21 protein-coding genes are annotated in these 24,619 nt (G+C 58.7%); 13 read left to right on the top strand and 8 right to left on the bottom strand.

Annotated elements, in window-relative coordinates:
• Nucleotides 1–37: 37 nt before the first annotated feature.
• The 10 genes from DSL70_RS08110 to DSL70_RS08065 all read left to right on the top strand — a co-directional run bounded on the left by DSL70_RS08110 (nucleotide 38) and on the right by DSL70_RS08065 (nucleotide 11,273).
• Nucleotides 38–1,582: an ABC transporter substrate-binding protein gene (locus DSL70_RS08110; RefSeq protein ID WP_119307426.1), complete on the top strand. Its 1,545-nt coding sequence runs from the start codon at nucleotides 38–40 to the stop codon at nucleotides 1,580–1,582.
• Nucleotides 1,583–1,600: 18 nt separating this feature from the next.
• A complete protein-coding gene (locus DSL70_RS08105) occupies nucleotides 1,601–2,551 on the top strand; it encodes an ABC transporter permease (RefSeq protein WP_119307425.1) in 951 nt (316 codons plus the stop codon).
• A complete protein-coding gene (locus DSL70_RS08100) occupies nucleotides 2,544–3,362 on the top strand; it encodes an ABC transporter permease (RefSeq protein WP_119307424.1) in 819 nt (272 codons plus the stop codon). Before DSL70_RS08105 ends, DSL70_RS08100 begins: the two co-directional genes overlap by 8 nt.
• Nucleotides 3,362–5,074, top strand: coding sequence for a dipeptide ABC transporter ATP-binding protein (locus DSL70_RS08095; RefSeq protein ID WP_119307423.1), 1,713 nt, complete (start codon nucleotides 3,362–3,364; stop codon nucleotides 5,072–5,074). Before DSL70_RS08100 ends, DSL70_RS08095 begins: the two co-directional genes overlap by 1 nt.
• Nucleotides 5,064–6,287 (top strand): M20 family metallopeptidase, encoded by a 1,224-nt coding sequence (locus DSL70_RS08090; RefSeq protein WP_119307422.1) that lies wholly within the window; start codon nucleotides 5,064–5,066, stop codon nucleotides 6,285–6,287. The genes DSL70_RS08095 and DSL70_RS08090 overlap by 11 nt, the downstream gene beginning before the upstream one ends.
• Nucleotides 6,288–6,300: 13 nt before the next feature.
• Complete coding sequence (locus tag DSL70_RS08085; RefSeq protein WP_119307421.1) at nucleotides 6,301–7,509, top strand: M24 family metallopeptidase; 1,209 nt, start codon at nucleotides 6,301–6,303, stop codon at nucleotides 7,507–7,509.
• Nucleotides 7,510–7,587: 78 nt separating this feature from the next.
• Complete coding sequence (locus tag DSL70_RS08080; RefSeq protein WP_119307420.1) at nucleotides 7,588–8,289, top strand: type 1 glutamine amidotransferase; 702 nt, start codon at nucleotides 7,588–7,590, stop codon at nucleotides 8,287–8,289.
• A gap of 137 nt (nucleotides 8,290–8,426) precedes the next feature.
• Nucleotides 8,427–9,557 (top strand): M24 family metallopeptidase, encoded by a 1,131-nt coding sequence (locus tag DSL70_RS08075; RefSeq protein ID WP_119307419.1) that lies wholly within the window; start codon nucleotides 8,427–8,429, stop codon nucleotides 9,555–9,557.
• Between the two features lie 19 nt (nucleotides 9,558–9,576).
• Nucleotides 9,577–10,503, top strand: a complete 927-nt coding sequence (locus DSL70_RS08070) for a dihydrodipicolinate synthase family protein (RefSeq protein ID WP_119307418.1) — start codon at nucleotides 9,577–9,579, stop codon at nucleotides 10,501–10,503.
• A complete protein-coding gene (locus DSL70_RS08065) occupies nucleotides 10,503–11,273 on the top strand; it encodes an SDR family oxidoreductase (RefSeq protein WP_119307417.1) in 771 nt (256 codons plus the stop codon). Before DSL70_RS08070 ends, DSL70_RS08065 begins: the two co-directional genes overlap by 1 nt.
• A 107-nt stretch (nucleotides 11,274–11,380) precedes the next feature.
• On the opposite strand, the gene DSL70_RS08060 is transcribed toward DSL70_RS08065, so the two are convergent.
• The 5 genes from DSL70_RS08060 to DSL70_RS08040 form a co-directional block, all read right to left on the bottom strand.
• The gene (locus tag DSL70_RS08060; protein WP_119307416.1) at nucleotides 11,381–12,391 is read right to left on the bottom strand and encodes a bile acid:sodium symporter family protein; all 1,011 of its coding nucleotides are present in this window, start codon (nucleotides 12,389–12,391) and stop codon (nucleotides 11,381–11,383) included.
• A 157-nt stretch (nucleotides 12,392–12,548) separates the two neighbouring features.
• The gene (locus DSL70_RS08055) at nucleotides 12,549–14,138 is read right to left on the bottom strand and encodes a gamma-glutamyltransferase family protein (RefSeq protein ID WP_119307415.1); all 1,590 of its coding nucleotides are present in this window, start codon (nucleotides 14,136–14,138) and stop codon (nucleotides 12,549–12,551) included.
• Complete coding sequence (locus DSL70_RS08050; RefSeq protein ID WP_119307414.1) at nucleotides 14,122–15,639, bottom strand: tripartite tricarboxylate transporter permease; 1,518 nt, start codon at nucleotides 15,637–15,639, stop codon at nucleotides 14,122–14,124. Before DSL70_RS08050 ends, DSL70_RS08055 begins: the two co-directional genes overlap by 17 nt.
• A 1-nt stretch (nucleotide 15,640) precedes the next feature.
• Nucleotides 15,641–16,156: a tripartite tricarboxylate transporter TctB family protein gene (locus DSL70_RS08045; RefSeq protein WP_205563203.1), complete on the bottom strand. Its 516-nt coding sequence runs from the start codon at nucleotides 16,154–16,156 to the stop codon at nucleotides 15,641–15,643.
• Complete coding sequence (locus DSL70_RS08040; RefSeq protein WP_119307413.1) at nucleotides 16,153–17,100, bottom strand: Bug family tripartite tricarboxylate transporter substrate binding protein; 948 nt, start codon at nucleotides 17,098–17,100, stop codon at nucleotides 16,153–16,155. Before DSL70_RS08040 ends, DSL70_RS08045 begins: the two co-directional genes overlap by 4 nt.
• A gap of 133 nt (nucleotides 17,101–17,233) precedes the next feature.
• On the opposite strand from DSL70_RS08040, the gene DSL70_RS08035 reads away from it, so the two are divergent.
• The 3 genes from DSL70_RS08035 to DSL70_RS08025 all read left to right on the top strand — a co-directional run bounded on the left by DSL70_RS08035 (nucleotide 17,234) and on the right by DSL70_RS08025 (nucleotide 21,370).
• Nucleotides 17,234–18,109 carry a LysR family transcriptional regulator gene (locus DSL70_RS08035; protein ID WP_119307412.1) on the top strand — a complete coding sequence of 292 codons (876 nt, stop codon included), beginning with the start codon at nucleotides 17,234–17,236 and terminating at the stop codon, nucleotides 18,107–18,109.
• Nucleotides 18,110–18,434: 325 nt separating this feature from the next.
• Entirely contained in the window at nucleotides 18,435–19,400 is a 966-nt protein-coding gene (locus DSL70_RS08030) for a TAXI family TRAP transporter solute-binding subunit (protein ID WP_119307411.1), read from the top strand.
• A 95-nt stretch (nucleotides 19,401–19,495) separates the two neighbouring features.
• Nucleotides 19,496–21,370, top strand: a complete 1,875-nt coding sequence (locus DSL70_RS08025) for a TRAP transporter permease (RefSeq protein ID WP_119307410.1) — start codon at nucleotides 19,496–19,498, stop codon at nucleotides 21,368–21,370.
• 52 nt (nucleotides 21,371–21,422) lie between these two features.
• On the opposite strand, the gene DSL70_RS08020 is transcribed toward DSL70_RS08025, so the two are convergent.
• The 3 genes from DSL70_RS08020 to DSL70_RS08010 all read right to left on the bottom strand — a co-directional run bounded on the left by DSL70_RS08020 (nucleotide 21,423) and on the right by DSL70_RS08010 (nucleotide 24,452).
• Nucleotides 21,423–22,133 carry a fumarylacetoacetate hydrolase family protein gene (locus DSL70_RS08020; protein WP_119307409.1) on the bottom strand — a complete coding sequence of 237 codons (711 nt, stop codon included), beginning with the start codon at nucleotides 22,131–22,133 and terminating at the stop codon, nucleotides 21,423–21,425.
• Between the two features lie 160 nt (nucleotides 22,134–22,293).
• Complete coding sequence (locus tag DSL70_RS08015) at nucleotides 22,294–23,796, bottom strand: sensor histidine kinase (protein WP_119307408.1); 1,503 nt, start codon at nucleotides 23,794–23,796, stop codon at nucleotides 22,294–22,296.
• On the bottom strand, nucleotides 23,793–24,452 hold the full coding sequence (locus tag DSL70_RS08010; protein ID WP_119307407.1) for a response regulator transcription factor: 660 nt from the start codon (nucleotides 24,450–24,452) through the stop codon (nucleotides 23,793–23,795). The genes DSL70_RS08015 and DSL70_RS08010 overlap by 4 nt, the downstream gene beginning before the upstream one ends.
• Nucleotides 24,453–24,619 lie beyond the last annotated feature (167 nt).

The raw sequence follows: 24,619 nt of genomic DNA, 5'->3' as shown, positions 1-24,619 counted from the left end.
CCAATTACGAACGTGTAATCAACCTCATGAGGGCACAATGAGCAAATTTACGATTTCCCGCCGCGGAGTAATGTTGGGCATGGCCGCCGCTGGCCTTATTCCCATGACCAGCATCGGCATGGCTTCCGCCGCTACTCCGAAGGCCGGGGGCATTCTGAAGGTCAGTCATTCCACCCGTATCGCCACGCTGAACCCGCTGACACTGTCCGGACCGGCCGAATATCCGTGTCTCGACATGCTCTATTCCGGTCTGACCCGCATCGGTGTCGACAACAAGCCGATGGCCGATCTGGCTGAGAGCTGGGAAGGCAGCGAGGGCGCAACCGTCTTCACGTTCAAGCTGCGCAAGGGCGTTACCTTCCATGATGGTTCAGCATTGACCGCCGATGATGTGGTTGCGACCTACGAAGCCATTCTCAATCCGGATCGTCCGGCCTCTGCCCGCTCGGTTCTGACCATGATCGACAGCGTTTCCGCTGCTGATGATCTGACGGTTGTGTTCAAGCTCAAGTCTCCGTTTGCCGACCTTCCGACGGCCACTGCCCATGCCAACGCCCGCATCGTGTCGCGCAAGGCGCTGGAAGCGGATCCGGCAACGCTGGAAACCACCGTCAACGGTACTGGTCCCTTCAAGCTGGAAACCTACGACAGTGCCCAGATGGTGCGTCTGGTCAAGAACGAGAACTACTTCATCCCTGGCAAGCCCTATCTTGATGCGGTCGAAATGCACCTCTTCCCCGATCTTGCCGCTGAAACTGCCAACTTCCTCAATGGCCAGATGGACGTCATGCTGACGGTTCAGCAGGCCGACTATGAGCGCATTGCCGGGTCTGCTGGCATCGAAGCCAAGCGTATTCCGTCGGGCCGTTTCGTCAACGTGGTGATGCGTCACGACGCCAAGCCATGGAGCGATGTGCGGGTTCGCAAGGCTCTGGCCATGGCTGTTGACCGCCAGATGCTGGTGGATGTCATTCTGGAAGGCCTGGGCCGTCCGGCCTATGACAACATCCTGTCGCCGGAATATCAGTATGTCATCGACTCTCCGGAAATCCCGTATGATCCGGCAGCCGCAAAGGCCCTGCTGGCCGAAGCCGGGTATCCGGATGGCCTCAAGGTCACCATGGTTGCTTCCAACCGTCCGGCCATTCGTGCACAGGTTGCCGTTGCCATCAAGCAGATGGCCCTGCCAGCAGGCTTCGACATCGAGGTCGAAACCATGCCGCACGACACCTATCTGGCCAATGTCTGGATGAAGGGCGACTTCTACATCGGTTACTGGGGTATGCAGCCAACCGCTGATGCGGCTTTCCGCCTGCTGGTCACTTCTGATGCGTCCTATGAAGATTCTGCATGGAAGAACAAGGAGTTCGACGCTCTTGTTGATGAAGGTCGGGCAACTCTCGATCCGATCAAACGTGTAGAAATCTACGCCAAGGCCCAGCAGATGATGCTCGATGACCAGGTCTATATCATCCCGTTCTGGGAAGACCTTCTGACTGCGTCCAGCGACAAGACCGAGGGCTACAATCTGGCTCCGATCAACCGCTACTTCTACTTCGAAAACGTCTGGTTGGACAAATAGGCCGAGACTTGAACTGACATGACAATCGGATATCTATTCCGCCGGTTGCTGTCCATTCTCCTTGTTCTGGTCATCGTCACTTTCGCGGTTTTCGCGATTACTGCGGTGCTCCCGGGCAACGCTGCCATCATGATATTGGGCGAATATGCTACGCCCGATGCGGTGGCGGCGTTGGAGAAGCAGCTTCATCTCGACCTGCCCTGGTACATGCAGTATCTGAGCTGGGTGAGCGGCGTCATTCACGGTGACTTCGGCATGTCATTGCGTCTGTCCCTGCCCGTATCGGACGTGGTTGGCGAAGCTTTCGTCAATTCCGCCGTGCTGGCAGGAACGGCGCTTGTGCTGGTTACCATCATCGCGATCCCTCTTGGCGCCATCGCTGCGGTCAGCCGCGGCAAGGTGATGGATCTCCTGTTGGCTGTCTTCAGCTACATGGGCTCTGCCTTGCCGGAATTCGTGACGGCAACGCTGTTGCTGGTCGTTTTCGCTGCACCAAAGACGGGTGTATTCCCTGCCGGTGGTTTTACGGCACCGTGGGTCAGCATTCCGGATTTCCTTGCCCATGTGGTGCTGCCAGCGGTCACGCTCGGTCTGGTGCTGATGGCGCATATTTCCCGTCAGGTGCGGTCGGAAATGTCCGAGGTGTTGTCATCGGATTTCATTCGCGCTGCGCGCCTCAAGGGGCTCAATGAAAAGCGGGTGATCTGGCGTCACGCCCTGCCGAACTCGCTGGCCCCTGCCGTTGCGGTCATTTCGCTGGACATCGGCTATCTGCTCGGCGGTATTATCGTCGTTGAGGAAATCTTTGCATGGCCGGGGTTGGGGCGTCTTTTGATCTATGCTCTGGAGAACCGGGATCTGCCGGTCATTCAGGCCGTAACCCTGCTTCTTGCCACTGTCTACGCCCTGTCCAACTTCCTTTCAGATGTGATCATCGCCATACTCGATCCAAGGGTTCGTTATGCCTAAAAGCTTTCTGGCACCCAACGCTCTCGTTGGCGTCTTTCTCCTGCTCTTCACGCTGGCAATCGCCATTGCCGGTCCGTGGCTTGCCCCCTATAACCCGCAGGCCTTCGATGCCCTGAACCGGCTTCAGGGACCGTCAATGACCCATCTGCTGGGCACTGACCAGTTCGGTCGCGATCTGTTGTCGCGCATTCTCAATGGCGCGCCGACGACCGTTCTGTTCGGTGTGTTCGCAACATTGCTCGGTGTCAGCATCGGAGCTGTCATCGGTGTTGTGGCCGGTGTCGCAGGCGGTTGGGTCGACAACGCCATCATGCGCATTCTGGACGGTCTGCTGGCCGTACCGGAACTGCTGTTCACGCTGTTGATCGTCACTGTGCTTGGCGGTGGCATGGGGCAGGCCATGCTGGCGGTCGCCGTTGCCTTTGCGCCCGGCATGGCGCGCATCTCGCGCAGTGCCGTGCTGTCGGTGCGTACCCGCGATTATGTCCGTGCTGCCGTGGCGCGCGGGGAATCCGGCATCTACATCGTGGTCCGTGAAGTGCTGCCCAATGCGCTTGGTCCCATCATCGTGGAATCCACCATCCGCGTGTCCTTTGCCATCATGATCGGTGCCACCCTCGGCTTTCTTGGGCTTGGGGCGCAGCCTCCGAGTACTGAATGGGGGCTGATGGTTGCCGAAGCACGTCAATTCATGTTCCGCAATCCATGGTGTGTGGCCATTCCCGGCATGTTCATTGCCATGTCCGCGCTCGGTTTCAACCTGTTTGGCGATGCCCTGCGCGACAGCCTTGACCCTCGAAGGAGCCATTGATGTCTGCAACCCATGTCAACAGCCACCCGGCTAGGGAAAAGGCGGTGGTCTTCAACGCTACGGCACCGCGGCTTTCCATCCGCAACTATTCCCTCGCCTATGCCACCAGCAACGGCCCGGTCAAGGCGCTCAACAACATCAATCTGGAGATCGCTCCGGGTGAAACCCACGGCTTGGTGGGCGAAAGCGGATCGGGCAAGTCCTCTATGGCCTGGTCGATCATGCGCTATCTGCCGTCAAACGCCATCGAAAAGCATGGTGCGATTCGTCTTGCCGGTCAGGAACTGCTGGAGATGTCGCCACGTCAGATGATCGACATCCGCGGCCAGCGTATTTCCATGGTCTTTCAGGACCCATCGACCTCGCTCAATCCGACAATGCGCATCGGGGAACAGATTTCCGAAGTGCTGATGGCTCATCGCGGTCTGACCAAGGCCGAGGCGCGTGCAGAGGCGGAAGCGGCGCTGGCCCGCACCGGCATCACGCGTCCGAAGGAAATGCTCGATCGCTATCCCCACGAGGCATCCGGCGGCGAGAAGCAGCGCGTGGTGATTGCCACGGCCTTTGCCTGCGAACCGGAGCTGATCATCTTCGACGAGCCGACAACCGCGCTGGATATCCTGACGGCCCGGCAGATCCTTGATCTGTTCAACCGCCTGCGGGAGGAAACCCATGTTTCCGCCCTCTACATTTCGCACGATCTGGGGCTGGTTTCGCGCATCGCCGACAAGGTGTCGGTGTTGCATCATGGCGATCTGGTCGAACATGGCCCGGTCAACGAGGTGTTCAACAACCCGCAGGACAGCTACACCAAGCGCCTGATCAGTGCCGTGCCCCACCCTGACCGCTGGTTGGGAGTGGCAAAGCCCGAAACGTCAGCCCCCCTGCTCTCTCTGGACAAGGTCAGCGTGCGCTATTCGCCCCTCACCTTCAAGGAAAAGGTTCTGAAGGCCAAGCCGGATGAAGACCAGATTTTCTGGGGTGCCAAGGATGTCTCTTTGAGCGTCCGTCCCGGGGAACTTCTGGGCATCGTTGGCGAAAGCGGATCGGGCAAATCGACCATCGCCAAGGCCCTGACCGGGCTTAATGATTTCACTGGAGCGGTAAAGTTTGGCGACATTTCGGTCAAGGGGCGCAAGGAAATCTCGCGCGATTATCGCCGCAAGGTGCAGATCGTGTTCCAGCATCCTGACGCCTCGCTCAACCCGCGCCAGACCATCGGCACGATCCTGTCGCGCCCGTTGCACCTCTATGATGTCGTGCCTGCTGCCGAGATCAAGAACCGGGTTCGGGAGCTGCTTGAGCTCGTGCGTCTGCCCGCTGAGTATGCCGACCGGCTGCCGCATCAGCTTTCTGGCGGCGAGAAACAGCGCGTGGCCATTGCCCGTGCCTTTGCGGCCGAGCCCGAACTGGTGATCTGTGACGAGGTGACCGCCGCGCTCGACGTTTCGGTGCAGGCTTCGGTGACGGAGCTGCTCGTCAACCTTCAGAAAGATACGGGCACGGCCTGTATCTTCATTACCCACGATCTCAATCTGATCCGCCAGATCGCCCATCGCATTGCCGTCATGCAGCATGGTCGGCTGGTTGACCTGTTCGACCGCGAGGACGCACAGGCAGAGGATCGCAATCCCTACACCAGAGCCCTACTCGACGCAGTGCCTGTTCAGGTTTCGCTCGGCGTATATGAAACGGAGCAAAATGATGAGTGAAGCCCTCGATCTGGCGCGCAATCTTGATGACCAAGCCTGTCTCGACATTCTGTCCGACATCGTCAGCCACAAGAGCTATTCGGAAACCGAAGGCGAGCGCAAATTGGCCGAGCATGTTGCATCGATCATGGAGAAGATGGGACTGGAAGTTGAACTGATGCCTGTGGTGGGTGACCGCGTCAATGCCATCGGGCGTTGGCGCGGTACCGGTGGCGGCAAGAGCCTGCTGTTCAATGGCCATCTCGACACCAATCCGGTTACCGAAGGCTGGACTGTCGATCCGTGGGGTGGGCTCGTTGATGACGAGTTCATCTATGGCATCGGCGTTTCCAACATGAAGGCCGGTGACATGGCCTCGCTCTGTGCTGTCAAGACATTGATCGACAACGGTAAACGGCTCAAGGGTGATGTCATCCTGACCTATGTGATCGGCGAATTGCAGGGCGGGATAGGCACCCTGGCTGCGGTGAATGCCGGTCTCCGGGCGGACTATTTCATCAATTCCGAACCGTCCGACCTGCAGGCAATCACCATGCATGCGGCGGCTTTCACCTTCACCATCGAGCTTGAAGGCATCACCCGCCACCTCTCCAAGCGCGAAGCCGGTGTCGATGCCATCATGGCAGCCTGTGCCCTTATCCCCGAACTCAACGAGATGACCTTCTCGGATGCGCCGTCCGAAGAGCACCGCTCGGTCAACCGCGTTCATGTGGGCGTGGTGCACGGAGCGCTTGGCAAGGAGCTGCATGAATGGCGCCCGCCGCAGGTGGCCGACTATGTGCGCATCAAGGGCTCGGGTCGCTATGGACCTGGCCAGACCCGCGAAAACGCCGTCAAGGACATGCGCAAGAAGCTTGATGAGCTGGAAGCGCGCTTCCCCGGTCTCAAGGCAACCGTGACGCCGGAAACCCGGAAAGGGCAACCGACCATGCCAGCCTTCGAGGTTGCCAAGGATGCCCGTATCGTCACTGCGCTCAACGGTGCCTACAAGGCTGTGCGCGGTGAAGACCAGCCCACCGGCGCCATTGCCCCTCCGGCCTATTTCGGCACGGATGCTGGCCATCTATGGGCTGTTGGCGGCATGGAAGGGGTCGTCTGCGGGCCGGGTGGCAAGTTCAATACCATGCCGGATGAACGGGTCGAGATTGTCGACTATCTCGACATGATCCGGGTCTATCTGATGACCATGGCCGATATCTGTGAAATGGAGTAGTCACGTGACCGAGATGTTTGTTCCAAAAGAATATACCGCAAAGACCAAAAGCGGACGGGACGTTTTGCTCCGGTTTCCCGCTGAAGAATACGCCGCTCGCCTCACCGCAACGCGCAAGCGGATGCGGGAGGAAGGGCTCGATGCTCTGCTCGTCTTCGCGCAGGAAAGCCACTATTGGCTGACCGGCTTTGACACCGCCGGCTATGTGTTCTTTCAGGCTGGAGTGATCACCGCCGATGACAGCGAGACCGTTGTGCTGACCCGCACGCCGGACAAGCGGCAGGCCGAAGTGGCATCGCTCTATGACGAGGTCCGCATCTGGCTCAATGCCGAAGATGCCAATCCGGCCATGGACTTGCGCGGCATTCTTGAAGAAAAGGGCCTCAAGGGCAAGAAGGTCGGTATCGAATATGCTACCTATGGCCTCACCGCCTTCAACGGACGCACTGTCGACGCTGCTCTGCAAGGCTTCTGCGAAACCGCCGACGGTTCGTGGATCATTCGCGGGCTGCGTCTGGTCAAATCCTCCGCCGAATTGGAGCATGTCCGCATTGCTGGCAAGTTGGCCGATGCGGCGGTGCGCGCTACCATTGCCCGCGTCAAGCCGGGCATCCCGGATAGCGCTCTGGTGGGTGCAGCGGCTGATGCCATGCTTTCGCTTGGTGGTGACATGCCGTCGGGTGGTCCAATGGTCAATGCCGGTGCTGCGGCCCTGTTCGGTCGCAGCTCGGGTATCGCCCACACCATCGAGGCGCAGGATCAGGTACTGGTCGAGCTGGCCGGGTCCCACTGCCGGTATCATGTCTGCATCGAGAATACGCTGACCGTCGGTCCAGTCGATCCGCGTCAGGAACGCCAGATGGGTGTTGCCCGCGATGCGCTTGAGGAGATCAAGGCCAATGCCCTGCCCGGTCGCGAACTGGGAACCCTCGATGATATCCATCGCCGGGTGCTTGACAAGGGCGGTTTTGCCAAGGCCCGATACGCCGCCTGTGGCTATGCCCTTGGCTGCACCTTCAAGCCGACATGGATGGACGTGCCGCCGATGATCTATTCGGGCAATCCGCTCGTCATGCAGCCGGGTATGGTGTTCTTCGTCCATATCATGATCCCCGACACGGACACCGGCCTTGTTGCCGGTATCGGCCAGACCTTCGTTATCCGCGAAACCGGGGCGCCTGAGGTCTTTTCCGATCTGCCCATTGAACTGTTCCGCTGCTGAGGCCGGATTTGTCAGGAATTCAGGGCCCTTGTCGGCACACTGACAGGGCCCCCAACAACAACAAGGAATGCCCACGCCATGGGTAAACGTCTTCTATATCTGGGCAATGGCCGGTCTTTGCAGTCGGTTGCCAAACTTGACGAACGGTTCGAAACCTGGGGTCTCAACGTCGATCGCTTCTGGGCCTATGACGGCCAGTTTCCGCTTTCCCTGGATGGCTATGACGGCATCTTCCTGTCTGGCAGCCCGCATGGTGCCTATGAGGAAATCGACTTCATCCTGCGCGAGCATGATCTCATCCGTGAGGCGGCTGAAGAAAAGATCCCGATGCTGGGTGTCTGCTTCGGTCACCAGATCCTCGCTTCGGCCCTTTGCGGCAAGGATCAGGTCTTCCGGCGCACCAGCTGCGAGATCGGCTACAAGGATCTGCCGGTCACGGAAGCGGCTCGCACCGACAAGATTGCCAAGGATCTGCACGAGACCGTGCATATGTTCGTCTGGCACAATGACGAAGTGCTAGGCGCCCATCCGGACATGACCATTCTGGCCTACTCGGACGATTGCGCCAACCATGTCTGGCGCTACAAGGACGAGGATATCTGGGGCATTCAGGGCCATCCGGAAGTCACCCTGGCGCAGGCCCCGATCTGGTTCGAACAGAACCGCGAGCGGATGGAGCTGGACGGTGCCGACATCGAAGAGTTGAAGGCGTCTGCCCATGAAGCTGATGAGGCAAAGACCATGCTGACCCGTTTCACCGAACTGGTGCTTAACGGCTGACCCGTTCGGGCCAACCGATCAATCAAGAAGTCAGACTTGCCCCGTCTTTGTGCGGGGTGAATTCATAGCAAGGATTTGAGAGACACCCCGGCGGGTCATGCCCGGTCTGTGGTGTATCGCTCTCAAGGAGTTTTCAAATGCCGACACCTGCCTATTGGTTCCAGCGCGAGGAATATCTCGCCCGTCTTGCCCGCGTTCAGGCCGAACTCAAAAAACGGGATCTCGACGGCCTAGTGGCCTTTCTGCCCGAGACAGTGACCTGGGTTACCGGTTATTATACCCGCGCCTATGGCACATTGCAGTTTGCCATCATTCCCGCTGACGGCGAGCCTACCCTCTTCTGCCGCGATGTCGAGGAATACTATCTCGATACGACCTGTGTCTTTCCCGATCGGGTGATGTGGACCGACAGCGATGATCGGATGAAGGTGGCTGCCGATGCGATCCGCAGCCGGATGGGACCGAATGCCAAACTGGGCATCGAATTGTCCGCATGGCCGCTTTCTGCCGGGCGTTTCGAATATCTCAAGACTGCCATCCCCGGCATTCTCTGGCAGGACGAGAGTAATCTGGCTCCGACCATGCGGCTCATCAAGAGCCCGGCCGAGATCGCCTATCAGCGGCTTGCTGCCAAGGCGGCGGAAGCCGGGATGCAGGCTGCCATTGATGCGTCTGAAGTCGGCGTGTCCGAACGCGAAATGGCTGCCCAGATCTGCGCGGCGATGATCCGGGCCGGATCCGACCTGCCGGGACCGGGGGTCATGTCGTCCGGCGAGCGGGCCTTCCATCTGCATGGCGGCTATTCGGACCGTGTGCTTGAGGCTGGTGATATCGTGCAGATCGAGGTAACCCCGAACGTTCACCACTATCACGCCCGGTTCATGCGTCCGATCCGCATTGCTCCTGCACGGGATGATGATCACGCTATCGTCGAGAAACTGATTGCCATTCAGGATGCGGCACTTGCAGAAGTACGCCCCGGTGTGGCAGCAACGGTGCCGGACAGCATCTATCGCGACGGCATCCTGTCTGCCGGTCTGCGCGAGACCTATACCAACAAGACCTTCTACTCGGTCGGCCTTCTGCTGCAGCCGAACGGTGGCGAGCCCCTTGAGGCAGAGCCAAGCTGCACATGGAAATTCGAACCGGGCCAGACATTCCATACCTATCTTCTGGCGAGCGGTTACGGTATGTCAGAAACCATCGCCATCACGGAAACGGGCTACGAAAGACTGACCAATTTCCCCCGTAAGCTATTTGTAAAATAACGGTCGAAAAGGACGGAACATGACGCTTCTCAGCAATGACACCAAAGGTGTTTTCTCGATCTCGGTCACGCCCTTTGACGAACAGGGCGCCATCGATTTTGACAGCCTTGATCGGGTGACAGACTTCTATCTGGAAAAGGGGTCAACGGGCATCACCGTGCTGGGCATGATGGGCGAAGCACCCAAGATGACGCAGGCAGAAGCCGTAGACATCGCGAGCCGTGTGATCAAACGCGCCAATGGGGCGCCCATCGTTGTCGGTGTATCTGCACCGGGGCTTGCTGCCATCTCGGAATTGTCGAAAAAGGTGATGGATCTGGGCGCAGCCGGTGTGATGATCGCCCCTCCGGGCAACCTCAAGACCAACGAGCAGATCATCGCCTATTATGCCAATGCCTGCGAAGCGGCCGGGGCCGGTGCGCCGGTGGTTCTGCAGGACTTTCCGTTGAGCACCGGGGTCAATATCTCGACCGATACCCTTGGCACGATCATCGACCAGAACGAACAGATCGTCATGCTCAAGCATGAAGACTGGCCGGGTCTGGAGAAGATCAGTGCCGTGCGCGAGGCCGAGAAAGCCGGTCGCCGTCGCATTTCGATCCTGTGCGGCAATGGTGCGCTGTTCCTGCCCGAATCCATGGCACGCGGTGCCAATGGTGCAATGACGGGCTTTGCCTATATCGAAATGCTGCGCGATATCGTGGCCTTTGCCGAAAAGGGCGATCTGGACAAGGCACAGGATATCTATGATGCCTACCTGCCGCTCGTCTGTTATGAACAGCAGCCGGGACTGGGCCTTGCCGTCCGCAAATATGTGTTGCAGAAACGGGGCGTGATCGCCTCTGAAGCGATGCGCAAACCGGGCAAGGGGCTGACGGCTGCTGCCCGCAGTGAGGTCGATCGCATCATTGATCGACAGGAAAAGAGATTGAAGGAGCTTGGCTGATGGATTTTGGTCTGAAGGGAAAACGTGCGCTCGTGTTGGGTGCCAGTCGCGGCCTTGGTGCCGCATCGGCCATCCTGCTTGCTGAGGAAGGCGCTGATGTCATCGCCGCCTCCCGGTCCGGGGCTTTGCCTGTTGGCTTGCCCGAGAGTCTCAAGGACAAGGTAAGCACCATCAAGCTTGATTTGGCCGATGCCGGGTCGGTGAGCGATGTGATTGCCTTTCTTGGTGAGACGCCGGTGGACATTCTGGTTAACAACTGTGGTGGACCGGCTGCCGGTCCGGCCAAGGGCCAGAGCGTGGAAGCCTGGGTTGCCGCCTTCAACGCCATGGCAACGCCGATTTTTGCCATCACCGACAAGGCCGTGGAAGCGATGGCCGACAAGGGTTGGGGCCGCGTGGTGACCATCGGCTCGTCCGGCATTGTCAGCCCGATCCCCAATCTGGCGCTGTCCAATGGCGTGCGCGGTGCGATTGCCGGCTGGTCGAAAACGCTGGCAAGCGAAGTGGCAGCCTCTGGCATCACCGTCAACATGGTACTGCCGGGGCGCATTGCGACCGACCGGCTTGCCGAGCTTGATGCGGGCAAGGCCAAGAAGAGCGGCCAGTCTGTTGATGAGGTCAAGGCTGCGTCACGCGCAACCATTCCGGCTGCCCGTTATGGCAAGCCGGAAGAATTCGGTGCCGTCGTCACCTTCCTGTGCTCGGAACAGGCCAGCTTTGTCACCGGGTCGATGATCCGGGTTGATGGCGGCATGATCAAGGGCATGTAGGCCAAGGCGCTTGAACGGCAGCTTGCTACCTGAAAAGGAAAAGGCGGGATCGGTCCCGCCTTTTCTGTGTCTGGAGCCATGACGCATCCGGGTTGCTGCGCAAAACCCTATTTGGCGCCTTGGTTGGCCAATGCGCCCTGCCGGGTTTCCTCCTCGCGAATGCGCCTGCCCGCTTTCTGCGAGACATAGGCACAGACCAAGAGCTGGCTCATGTGGTAAATCATGATCGGCAGCACGATCGCGCCCACCTGATCGGCTGCAAACAGGGCGCTGGCAATTGGCAGACCGCTGGCAAGGCTTTTGGTCGAGCCACAATAGAACAGCACGGCACTGTCCGGATAGTCGAGCTTGAAAACCCGACCGCCAAGGATCATGGACGCCATGGTCAGCGCAAGGAAAATGAGGATGACTACGAACAACATGGCAAGGCTGGAAACCGGGACGGCATTCCACAGGCCCGACGTGGTGCCGGAGCTGAAGGCCTTGTAGACAATCAGCAGAATGGAGCCACGGTCCACGACCATGGTCAAGACCTTGTGTCTGGAGATGAAGGAGCCAATCAGCGGACGCACCATCTGGCCCAGAACAAAGGGCAGCAGGATCTGGGTGCTGATCTTGATCACCGCATCGAAGCTGACGCCGCCAGTGCCCTGATGCATCAGCAGCGCCACGAGGGCCGGTGTCAGGGCGACACCGATCATGTTGGAAACGGAGGCGGCACAGATGGCGGCAGGCACATTGCCCCCGGCAATCGAGGTGAAGGCGATGGATGACTGCACCGTGGACGGCAGCACGGCGAGGAACAGCAGGCCAAGGGTAACTGTCGTGCCGAGCAGTGGGCCGAAGGTTGCCGCCAGAGCCAGACCTATGATCGGGATCACCAGATAGGTTGCCAGAAATGTCAGCCCCTGCAGTCGCCAGTTCATCAGCCCGGCCTTCACCGAGCTGGCATCCAGCTTGGCTCCATAAAGGAAGAACAAGAAAGCGACTGCCCAGAAGGTGACATGACCGAGCCCGGTCATGGCGATGCCGCGCGCGGGGATCAGCAGGCCAAGACACACTGTCGCAACCAACAGCAACATGTATGTGTCGATACCAATGCGTTTGAGAAACTTCATGTCACCTCCCGAATTGTCGAGGCCTCTCTGAAACGGGCCTGTCTCTTGTCTTTGTGTCTGAATGGCCCCTTCTCCGCGCTATGCCGAAAAGGGGCCATCTGGTCCGGACGTTGTCCGGCGCGGGGACTTCTTGCTTCCGGTCTTCAGTTCCCGGCGATCAAAAACCTGCGGCCTGTCCGTCCTTGCGCGGGTCGGACCCCGCTGCATAGCCCCCACCGGGGAGCTTTTGCACCAGTTGGGCACCGCCAAAGCCGAAGGCATTGTCCGGGGCTTCAATCTGGATGCGGTGGCCAAGATCGACCAGACCTTCAAGCAGGGACTCCGGCATCTGGGGTTCGCAGGCGACGTCCAGATTTTCGATCATGCGCCAGCGCGGGGCATCGGCTGCGGTTTGGACATCCTGATCCCAAAGCTGGGTACGGAGCAAGAGCTGCATGTGACCCTGAGCCTGAATCGGGCCTCCCATCATGCCAAAGGCCATAAGCGGTGCGCCACTCTTCATGGCAAAGCCCGGAATGATCGTGTGGAACGGACGTTTCTTCGGCCCGACGCAGTTGGGGTGCCCTGCCTCGGTGGTGAAGCCAAAGCCGCGGTTCTGCATGGCGATGCCGGTGCCGGGTACCACAACACCTGAGCCGAAGCCTGCGTAGTTGGACTGGATGTAGCTGATCATCATGCCCGAGGCATCGGCTGCATTGAGCAGCACGGTGCCGCCGCGCTTGGGTGCCCCCGGTCCGAGATTCTGGGCGCGGTCCATGCTGATCAGCCGGGCACGGGCCTTGAGATAGTCCGGATCGAGAAGATCTGTTTCCCGGATATCCTTCATGAAGCGGCGGTCGGCGACATAGCGATGCAAGTCGGCATAGGCGAGCTTGATGGCCTCGATCTGCAGATGCACTGCGGCGAGGTCATCCGGTCCGTGATCTCGGATCGTGGTGTGCTGGAGCATGCCAAGCGCCATCAGAGCGGCGATCCCCTGCCCGTTTGGCGGGATTTCATGCAGGTCGATGTCATCGAAGGGCTGGCTGATCGTGCCGCTCCAATCAAGGCTGTGCTCGGCCAGATCGGACATTGCCATCGCGCCGCCATTGGCCTTGGAAAAGGCGACGATCTTCTCGGCGATCTCACCTTCGTAAAAGGCCTTACCATGGGTCTGGGCGATGGCCTTCAGGGTTTTGGCCAGAGCCCGGTTGACGAAGCGTTCGCCTGCCTTCGGAGCCCGTCCGTTGGGCATGAAGTGGTCGGCAAAGCCGGGCTGATCCTTCAGTGTTGCGGCTCCGCGTGACCAGAGAGCGCCGATTACCGGCGACACAATGAAGCCTTCTTCGGCATAGTGAATGGCGGGAGCCAGAACCTCGGAGAGTTCCAGCTTGCCAAATCGTTCGGACAGTTCGACCCAGGCGCTGACAGCGCCGGGGACGGTCACGCTGTCCCAGCCATGGGCGGGCATCCCGTTGGGGAAGCGATCCTCAGTCCAGGCCGCTGGTGCGCGGCCCGATGCGTTGAGACCGTGCAGTTGCCTGCCATCCCAGAGGATGCAGAAGGCATCGGACCCAAGGCCGTTGCCGGTCGGCTCCACGACGGTCAGGGTTGCAGCCGTGGCGATGGCAGCGTCGACAGCATTGCCGCCGCGCTGCAGGATCGTCAGGCCTGCCTGGGTTGCAAGGGGCTGGGATGTCGCGACGACATTGTCAGCCAGAACCGGTGAGCGGCGGGATGAATAAATGGGATCATGACGCAGCTGCATCGAAAAACCTTTCGTCTGTCTTGCGTTTCTTCAGATGGGTCCTGATAGCCCAGACAATCGAGATGACGGCGGCAATCAAGAACAAAAGACTGATGGGACGGGTGAAGAATACGGTCGGGTCCCCATCGGTCATCAGGGCTCGGCGCAGGTTGGTTTCTGCAATCGGCCCGAGAATGACACCCAGTACCAGTGGTGCCAGCGAATAGCCAAGGGCTCTGAGGACGTAGCCCACAACGCCGATGAAACCGAGCAGATAGAGATCGGAAATGCGGTTGTGTAGGGCAAAGGCCCCGACCACGCAACAGACCATGACCACCGGCACAATGATCCACTTGGGCACTTCGGCCACGCGTAGGAAAAGGCGCATGGAGAAGATGGCGACAATCAGCATGATGAAGGAGGAAACCACCATGGCGATGAACATGCCGTAGACCAGATCGGAATGATCCATGATCAGGCGTGGACCCACGGAAATGCCATGGACCATCAGTGAGGCCATGAGGATGGCATCAACCGCCGAGCCGGGAATACCGAGGCCGATCATCGGGATGAGACCGCCACCGGCTGTGGCCGAGTTGCCCGATTCCGAGGCGACGATGCCGTCCGGGATGCCGGTGCCGAAAGCCTCCGGGGTCCTGGACGAGCGTTTGGCCTGATCATAGGCAACGAGGTTGGCAATCGAGCCCCCTGCCCCCGGCAGAGCGCCGATCAGGACGCCGACAATCGACGAGCGGATCAGGTTGACCGGACGGGAGAGCACTTCTTTCATCACCTTCCAGGTCTGGAAGTCGATGGCACCGGTGACCAGCTTGCTGCCGGAGCGGACACTGTGGGAATCCTCCACTTCCGAGGCAAGCTGGGAAATGGCGTAGATGCCGATGAGGACGACAAGGAACGGCAGGCCGGTCTCGAGCATCTCGAAGCCGAAGTCGAACCGGGACCGACCGAGAATGGGGTCGCTGCCGACGGTCGACATGGCAAGGCCGATGAGACCGGCGATAAGGCCTCGGATGACGGAGTCGCCGACAAGGCTTGCAACGATCGTCAGGGCGAAGACGATGAGCGAGAAATATTCCCACGGGCCGAGCTTGACCGCGATGAGGGCCAATGGTGGCGCGGCCACGATCAGCACGATGGTGGAAATGACCGTACCGAAGAAGGAAGCCCAGACGCCGAGGGACAGGGCGCGACCGGCTTCACCACCACGGGCCATGGGAAAGGCATCAAAGGTGGTGGCAACGGAGGATGGCGTGCCCGGAATGCCGAGCAGAGCGGCGGAAATCAGGCCGCCGGTGTAGCCGCCCACATAGACCGAGAGCATGACGGCGATGCCCTGCAGTGGCTCCATGGTGAAGGTCAGCGGCAGGGTCAGCACGATGGCCATGGTCACGGTGAAGCCGGGAATGGCCGAGGCGATGATGCCGGCAATCGACCCCGCGACCATGTAGGCGATCGTGGTGAAGGTGAAAATCTGGGCTGCGCCGATCAGGAAGCTATCCATTTCACAACACTCCCTTTGGCAGAAAGACCGTAAAGACCTCTGCAAACAGCAAGTTCAGCCCGTAGGAGAAGACCACGGCAATGATCGCTGCAATGATGATCGATTTAACGGACCGTGGCAGCAGCGCCAGTTGCATGCCGAACAGAAAAATGAGGCTGGCGAGACTGAAGCCGAGCCACGGCATGGCGACAAGATAGAGGCCAAGGGCAGCAAGGCACAGGAACACAAGGTAGCATTTGCGTGCCCATTTCGCGGCGAAGCGGAAAAACTGCCCATAGGCCGCGGCGGAAATCTTGGGAACGGTAAGGACAATCGCAATGGCACAGATGAGGACGATACCGGCAAAGACAAATTGCGGGAAAGCCCCTGCTCCCAACCGCTCAAAGCGGGAGGTCGGGATGTCGCCTGCGGCAAAGAACATCCCCGAAGCGATGAGAAGAAACAGGATATAGCTTACGAGGCGGGCGATCTCGCCCGCCTCCAAAGCCAGTTCTTCATCAAGATCCGACTGGCTCACGGTGCAAGCACCTCTGCCAGTTCAGAAACCGTCTTGTCGAGTTTGCTGAGATATTTGTTGTAATCAACCTGACCGCGGAAATCGACCTCGGCGCCCGCATTGTTGGTCTGCTTGATGTAGGTTTCGTCAGCAGCCAGAGCCTTGAGAGCAGCTTCCATCTTGTCGCGGGCTTCCTGCGGGGTGTCTTTCGGCATGACAATGCCACGGGTGACGCTCAGTTCGATGTCGGAACCCAGTTCGGCAAAGGTCGGTACATCCGGTGCTTCCTTGACGCGTTTGGTCGATCCCACGGCGAGGAAGATCAGATCGCCATTGTCGACGAACTGTTTGGACGAGCTGATGTCGCCGATGGCTGCGTCGAGGTTGGCGCCAACAAGGGCGCGAATGCGCTGACCGGTGCCCTCATATCCGACGTAGGAGAATTTGAGGCCGAATGCCTGTTCGATCATGGCTGCATGCAGGTGTGGCACGCCGCCAAGGGTGACGCCCATGGTGATCTCGCCCGGATGGGCCTTGGCATAGGTCACGAATTCTTCAAAGGTCTTGTAGGGTGCCTTGCCATTGACGACCAGATACTGCGGCGAAGAGGTCATCAGGGCGATGGGTTCGAAATCGGTCCATTTGAGTTCGGTCAGACCGATCTGCGAGGCGACCAGAAGACCTTCATGAACCTGAGAGATGGTGTAGCCATCCGCTGCGCGGCGAGAGGCTTCGCGCAGGCCGACGGTACCGCCGACGCCGGGCATGTTGATGATCGGCATGTCAACGCCGAGATAGGGTTTGATATCGTTGGCAATGAGGCGCATCAGCGTATCGGAGCCACCACCCGGTGCCCAGGGAACAATGAATTCGACCGGACGCTCCGGATAGTCGGCGGCGAGGACGGGCGAAGAAAACAGCGAAACGGCTGCAACGAGGGCTGCGAGGCCCGAACGTAAATTCATGGAGCTTACTCCCAATGGAAATATGTAACGGATACCCGTTTTGTTTATGATTGCGCATCAACTGTAACACAAGGAAAACGCACGCAAAGCTCAGAATTCTTGCTATTAAAATAAGAAATGCTAATGTTATGGCGTGGACACACGACAACTCGAAACACTCTTGGCCGTCGTTCAACACGGTGGCTTTGCCGCTGCGGCCGAGGCAGTCAACCTGACTGCATCGGCGGTGAGCCAGCAGATTGCCGCGCTGGAATCCGAGCTGCAAACGGATCTGTTCGACCGGTCCCGAAGGCCGCCTGTCTTGACCGCAAAGGGATCGGAGATGGTGCGGTCGGCGCGCACGATCCTGCAAATCGTCACCGAAACCAAAGCGTCGGTCAGCGGGGCCAAGGTACGGGGAACATTGGCGTTTGGGACTTTGCGCACGGCTGCCAATTCCTATGTACCCCGCACGCTGGCGACAATCCGGTCGACCTTCCCTGATCTGTCGTTTCGCCTCCGTATCGGCATGTCGGAGCAGCTGATGAGCGAGGTTGCCTCAGGGCAGCTGGACGCGGCACTCGTCGCCGATCAGGTGACGGTTCCGAGCGGTCTTATCTGGACGGAAGTGCTTAGCGAGCCGCTGTTGATCCTGTTGCCTGCGGGCGCAAAAGAGCTGTCGTTTGAGGAGCTCGTGCGGACGATTCCCTACATCCGATATCGCATTCACGTGCCTCTGGCGCGTCAAATTGACACGGAATTGGCGCGACTCGGGGCGGAACAACGCCAGCTTGTTTCTGTGAACACCATGCCAGCGGTGATTGGCTGTGTCGAGGCAGGGCTCGGATTCTCGGTTGTTCCGGAAGTGGCCTTGCATGGCATGGTGACAACCGGCCTTGAGACCACCCCTTTCGGATCACCGCCGATCTATCGGAAACTGGGGGTTGTACGCCGGCCAAGTTCCAGTCGTGCAGCGGTTCTCGACGTCCTGACGGACGCTCTGCTCAATTATCGGATGCCGCAGACCTGAGGCCTGTTCATATTTCCCCCTGCGAGGCGCGGTATTCTGCGCTTGCGATTGCGCATCCTTCCTGCTGGCATTTGCAAAAGCGCCTTTGGCCTTCTCCTTGCTGCGTGCCCGGGCAATTTGAACCGGCTTGTTAAAAACCTCATCGGCAACTCTTCGTAGAAGACCTGATGCGATATGGCCTATTCAACCTAAGGATGAATGGCTGGCCTGTGTCTGTTGCGATACTGTTGAATTGGAAAGGTAAACTATCAGTAATCAGGGCAAGGACTTAGTCGCTGGTTTCATTTGATTTCATACGTCTTGGATTGAACGTGGAGGATGGTAGATGTTCAAGAGAATTGCTGTTGCAGCTGCGCTGGTTTGCGCAACGATCGTGTCGGTTCCTGCTAGTGCACAGGACCAGCTTCGCTTTTCCGCAGGCCCTCCGGGTGGCAACTGGTTTGCCCTTGGTGGCGCGTTGGCGGAAACCTGGTCAAAGGCGGGTATTCCGACTTCCAGCGGCACCGGTGGCGGTGTTTCCAACGTGGTGAATGCCGACCGTGGCAAGACCGATCTTGGATTCTCCGTGACGTCTCTGGTTGGTGCTGCGACAAAGGGCGAGGATCCGTTCAAGCAGGCCTATGAGAATGTCTCGGTATTGGCCAACGTCTATCGTCAGTATACCTATTTCGTCATGCGCAAGGACTATGCCGAGGCCAATGGCATCAAGTCGGTTGCCGATATCGTTGACAAGAAGCTGCCAATCCGTATGGCTACCCTGAAGCCGGGGACCTCTTCCGAATTCGTGATCCGCGCCGCCTTTGAAAAGGGTCTGGGTGTGGGCTGGAAGGATATTCAGGGCTGGGGTGGCTCTGTCTCCTTCGCATCGTATGATGACGGTTCCAACCAGCTGGCAGACAATCACCTTGATTGCTTCGCCTTCTCGGTTGGTCGCGCCGCAGCTGTTGTTCTTAAGATCGAAAGCCAGTTGGATGTGGTTCTTCTCCCTGTCGACAAGAAGATCCTTGATGCGATGAGCAATGCTCTTGGTACGGTGACCTTCGAGATCGATCCGGAAATCTACAAATCCGTGACCGAGCCCGTTCCAACCATTGGGGACTACACCAGTATCGTTGTGCGCAGTGATCTGGATGAGGATACGGTCTACAACATGACCAAGGCGCTCTGGGAAAACAAGGAAACCCTGCAGAAGGGCGTCAAGGCTGTTGAAGAGCTGAACCCGCAGGAAGCTGTTCCTGCTTCTGTTCCTGCCCATCCGGGCGCCGTCAAGTTCTGGAAGTCGGTGCAGTAAAGCGCATGTCAGAAGACGTGGCGATCCCGGCCCGATTGCCGGGGTCGCACTTGCTCCCTCCCCCATTTCCCCTTTCGTGACAGAAGGAAACCGATATGCGCGCGACGGGTTCACTGGTTAAACGAATTGTCTATGTCTATATCCTGTGTGTTGGTCTGTTCCATCTCTACACATCGGTTTTCGGCAGTTTCGAGGCCTATCTGCAACGCAGCCTGCATCTGAGCATGGTGTTCCCCATGGCCTTCATTCTCTATCCGATGCGAGGCGCCGACAAGGATAGTGTCAATGTCCCGTGGTATGACTGGATACTGGCCATTGCGTCCACGCTGCCCGGCCTCTACATCATTCTGAATTATGAGGAAATCACCTTCCGTATGGTGCAGGTCGATGACGTCACCATGGCCCAGCAGGTGCTCGGACTGGCGCTGGTGTTCTTCCTGCTTGAAGCGACACGGCGCGTGGTCGGGATGCCTCTGGCCATCATCGTCGGCTTCTTTGCCGGTTATATGTGGTTTGGCAATTATATGCCCGGAATCCTCAAGGGGCTGCCCTTCAGCTTTGCCGAGGTTATCGAACAGATCTATCTGACCGATGAAGGCGTTTTCTCCATTCCGCTCGGTGTGTCTGCAACATTCGTGATGGTTTTCCTGATTTTCGGCGGTTTTCTGGAAAAAAGCGGTGTCGGACAGTATTTTATGGATTTTGCCCAGGCTTTCACCGGAACGTCTCCCGGAGGCCCGGCCAAGATCTCGGTGGTGAGTTCAGCCCTGTTCGGCTCAATCTCCGGAGCTGCGGTTGCTAACGTTTATGGAACCGGCACCTTCACCATCCCGCTGATGAAACGGATCGGCTATCCGCCCTACTTTGCTGCCGCCGTGGAATCGGTTGCCAGTACCGGGGGACAGATCATGCCTCCGATCATGGGGGCCGGTGCCTTCATCATGGCGTCTTTCCTTGGGGTTCCTTTCAGTGACATCATCATTGCGGCGCTTGTCCCGGCTGTTCTCTATTACGGAGCCGTGTTGCTGATGGTGCATCTGGGAGCGCTCAAGAATAATTTGCAGGGGCTGAGCGAAGAGGATCTGCCAAGCAAGAAGCGGGTGCTGAAGCAGTCCTACAAGCTGCTCCCGATCGTCGGCCTCGTCTACATGCTTCTGTCAGGTTTTTCGCCCATGCTGGCGGCCGCCATCGGTATTCTCGGGGCGTGGCTGGTTTCCCTGCCCGATCCGGAGCATCGCATGGGACCGCGGAAAATTCTTGATGCGATCGTGTCCGGCTCCAGAAATGTGCCGGTTGTCGCCATTGCATGTGCGGCGGCAGGCATTGTGGTCGGGTCGGTGTCCCTTACCGGTTTCGGGTTCAAGTTTGTTGGACTGGTCTTTTCGCTGGCACAGGGCGTGCCCTTTGTTGCTTTGTTCCTCATCGCCGTCGTATCGCTGATTCTCGGTATGGGGCTGCCAACCACCAGCGCCTACATTCTCGGGGCGGCTCTTGGCGTACCGGCTCTGGCTGAGCTGGGCTTCGAGCCGTTGGCGGCGCACATGTTCGTGTTCTATTTCGCGATCGTTTCCAACATCACCCCACCGGTGGCTCTGGCGGCCTATGCGGCGAGTTCTCTGGCCCAGTCCGATCCGAACAAGACAGCCATTCAGGCGCTCAAGCTCGGCATCCTCGCCTTCATGGTGCCGTTCGCCTTCTGCTATGATCTGGGGCTACTGTCCAATGCCGGTCTCGTTGACAACACTCTGGCAGTCATTGGCGGGATCGGGGCGCTGTTTGCGATGGGATTTGCCATGCTGGGCTTTATCCGGGCTCCGATACCGGTCTGGCAGCGCTATGTTTTCGGTATCATTGCGATTGCCTGCCTGTGGCCGCTGGTGATTGTCAAGCTGGCCGGGGTTGCCGCCACCATCGCGGCTGCGATGATCTGGGGGCGCAAGCTTTCCGGAGACAGGGCTGTCTCGGCCTAGCGATGCCTGTGTTTCTCTCTCCCGACATCTGCCGGGAGAGAGCCTTTGCGGCTTAACCCGCAACCACTTTGAAGGACAGTTCCGCGATATCCTCGACAGCACAATGAATGCTGTCTCCTACGTCCACGGAACTGACACCGGCCGGTGTTCCGGTAAAGATGATGTCGCCTGCGGCAAGTTCGAACTGCTTGGACAGTTCGCTGATCACCTCTGGCAGCTTCCAGATCAGATGATCGAGGTCGCTGTCCTGCTGGACTGCGCCGTTCTTCTCAAGCCAGATCCGTTTCTTTGCCAATGAAGGGACTTCCTCGGCCGGCACAATCGCCGATACTGGAGCGGAATGCTCGAATGCCTTTGCGGCTGTCCACGGACGGCCCTGCTTCTTGGCCTCGGCCTGCAAATCCCGGCGCGTGAAGTCCACCCCGATGCCGTAGCCGAAGATCTTGTCCATGGCGTCGTCAACGGCAATATTGCTGCCGCCGTCCTTCAGCGCAACGATCAGTTCCACTTCGAAATGCACGTCACTGCTTAATGGCGGATAGGGAAAATCCTGTGCAAACAGAATGTTGTCTGGATTTTTCTGAAAGAAAAATGGCAATTCGCGATCCGGATCGTGCCCCATTTCGATGGCGTGGGCGGCGTAGTTCCGACCGACGCAATAGATGCGCCGGATGGGGAAAACAGCGTCGGTGCCGGTTACCGGTATGGTCGGTGTCACGGGCTGAGGGATCGCAAAGCGAGGGGATGAGGCATTGGTGTTCATGATGGAGCCTGACGGGAAAAAGGGATCAAGAAAAAAACAGACCCGATTAAATACCGCAGATTGGACGTGCGTCAATACGTCGTATGTCGCCCGTAATTTTGCCCGGCTTTCTCGATACCCCATCCCCATTTTCTTTGCCCGGAGCCAAGAGCTGATCGGATCAGAAACGGACCATGGCCTCAAACCCTCTTGATGTGCCGGTAATCGGTGACTTCAGCGAGAGCGAAGCCCCGCTGCCCTTGGTGATGGCCTCGACAATGGCTAGACCAACTCCGCTACCCTTGGCAGAGGTGTTGCCGCGTTCGAAGGGGCGGAGCAGGCGTTCCATCACATCTGCGGGTATCGGGTCGCAGTCGTTGGTCACGGACAGGCTTTTGTCCCTCGCCAGCGTGATGGTGACGATGCTTTCCGGGGTCGCATGCTTGAGGGCATTCTCGACGAGATTGCGCAACAGGATGGCAAAGACATTGGCGTCGATTAGCAGGGGTAGCGGCTCTGACGGCAACAGGATGTCGAGGCGTTCGGAATCCTCGCGGAACTCGTCCATCACCAGTCTGGCAATCGGCACGATGTCGCGTTCCTGTTCGGACAGCATGGATCCACCCTCGGCACGGGCCAGCTGCATGAGTTTTTCGGTGAGGCGTGAGAGCGACTTGAGCGCCGTTTCGATCTGATGGGCCCGGTCCCCGATGGAGCCTTCACCCGCTTCCGAGATGAGACGCTGGGTCTGTGCCAGCGCTGCGGCAACGGGGGTACGCAACTCGTGGGCGCTGTTGGCGGTAAAGCTGCGCTCGGCTTCCAGTGTCCTGCGCATGCGGTCAAGCAGATTGTTGACGGCATCGGCGATGGGTTCGATTTCAGACGGCAGATTTTTGGCCCTGATCGGGGTCAGATCCCCTGCCCCGCGCGCTTCGATGCCCGAGCGGAAGCCGCGCATTGGTCGCATAGAAATACGCACCAGCAGCCAGACGCCAAACATGCTGAGCGGTACCAGAAAGAAAAGCGGCATGGCGAGCGCCTTCAGGGTGTCATGTGCAGCCCGTTGGCGCCTTTCCATTGGGTCTGCGACGGAGATGATCACGTTGCCATCAAGGGTGGAGCCAGTGAAAATGCGCTGGTCGTTGAGCGTGATGAAGCCCAGTTGATCGATACTCGGGAAAATCTCGGGATCTGCATGATTGGACTGCAGCAAAAGCCCGCCTTGGGCGTCTCGAACAATATAGGTGAGATACTGATCGTCATCTGATTTGATGGACGGCTTTTCGACTTTTTGCGAGACGTCTTGCCGACCTTTTTCTTCGCCGTCATCATCCTCTTCATTGTCTTTGTGCAGGCGGCGCTTGAAGCCTTGCTTGAAACCATCGCGGGTGATGCCGTTTTCTGTGCGCCAGGATTTGCCGATCCGTCCGATATGGAGGCCATTGACCTTGAGGTCCTCCATTTCATCGCTTCTGCCATTGCCTTCGACAATGTCGTGAATGACCGGTGGCAGCAGACGCTCCACGGCTTCGGCAAGGGCCTGATCGAAGGCGCCGTCGAGCTCATGCTTGACGACGAGCCCGCTGACGGTGGTTGCTGCCAGCCAGAGAAGGCCCACACCCAGCGCAAGACCGAGGGACAGACGCAGCTGAAGACTGTTTTTGACGAAGGACCTTACTTTCATGACTGCTCCAGCCGATAGCCCATACCGCGCACGGTTTCGATCACGCCGGCCCCGAGCTTTTTGCGCATGCGGCTGATGTGGACCTCGATGGTGTTGCTTTCGATCTCTGCGTCGAATGTATAGAGGGTTTCCTCCAACTGGCTCTTGGAGAGCAGGTTGCCCGGATGTTGCAGAAAGGCCTCGAAGAGAGCCCATTCCCTTGCTGTCAACGTCACGGTCTTGCCTGAGCGCATGATGGTGCGGGCTGCGATGTCGATTTCCAGTTCGCCGATCTTGACCAATGGATTGGGGTTGCCGCTGTAGCGACGGGCGACGGCCTTGAGGCGCGCTGTCAGTTCCTGCAGGTCAAAGGGTTTGACCAAATAGTCATCGGCACCAGCGTTGAGGCCTTCGATACGGTCGGAGATCTGATCGAGGGCGGTCAGGATAATGACCGGTGTCACATCGCCCGATGCTCTGAGTTTTCTGAGGAAGTTGAGTCCCAGACCGTCCGGCAGCATCAGATCGAGCAGTACAAGGTCATAGGGCGCGGCGCGCAGATAATCCCCTGCGGCGTCCAGCCTTTGTACCCAATCCACGCTGTGCCCGTCGGCGGCGATCTGGTCGCGCACCGCAGACCCGAGCACCATGTCATCCTCGACCAACAAGACCCGCATCAGTCACTCACTTTCCTTCACATATTCCATGCATCAGCGGCATTTTCCGCTTGCCTGAAGCCAGCCGCAGTGTCGCTGCGAAACCTTACAGGAAGCTGACGCAAAAAGAAATTCCCAGTCAGGTCGCCTTCAGGCTGGTGGGAGATAGTGCTTCCATCGAACCAATG

It is taken from the genome of Cohaesibacter haloalkalitolerans (genome assembly GCF_003574655.1).
Classification (GTDB): domain Bacteria; phylum Pseudomonadota; class Alphaproteobacteria; order Rhizobiales; family Cohaesibacteraceae; genus Cohaesibacter; species Cohaesibacter haloalkalitolerans.
Note: the sequence above shows the minus strand (reverse complement) of the source record. Positions and strands in the feature narration are given on the sequence as shown.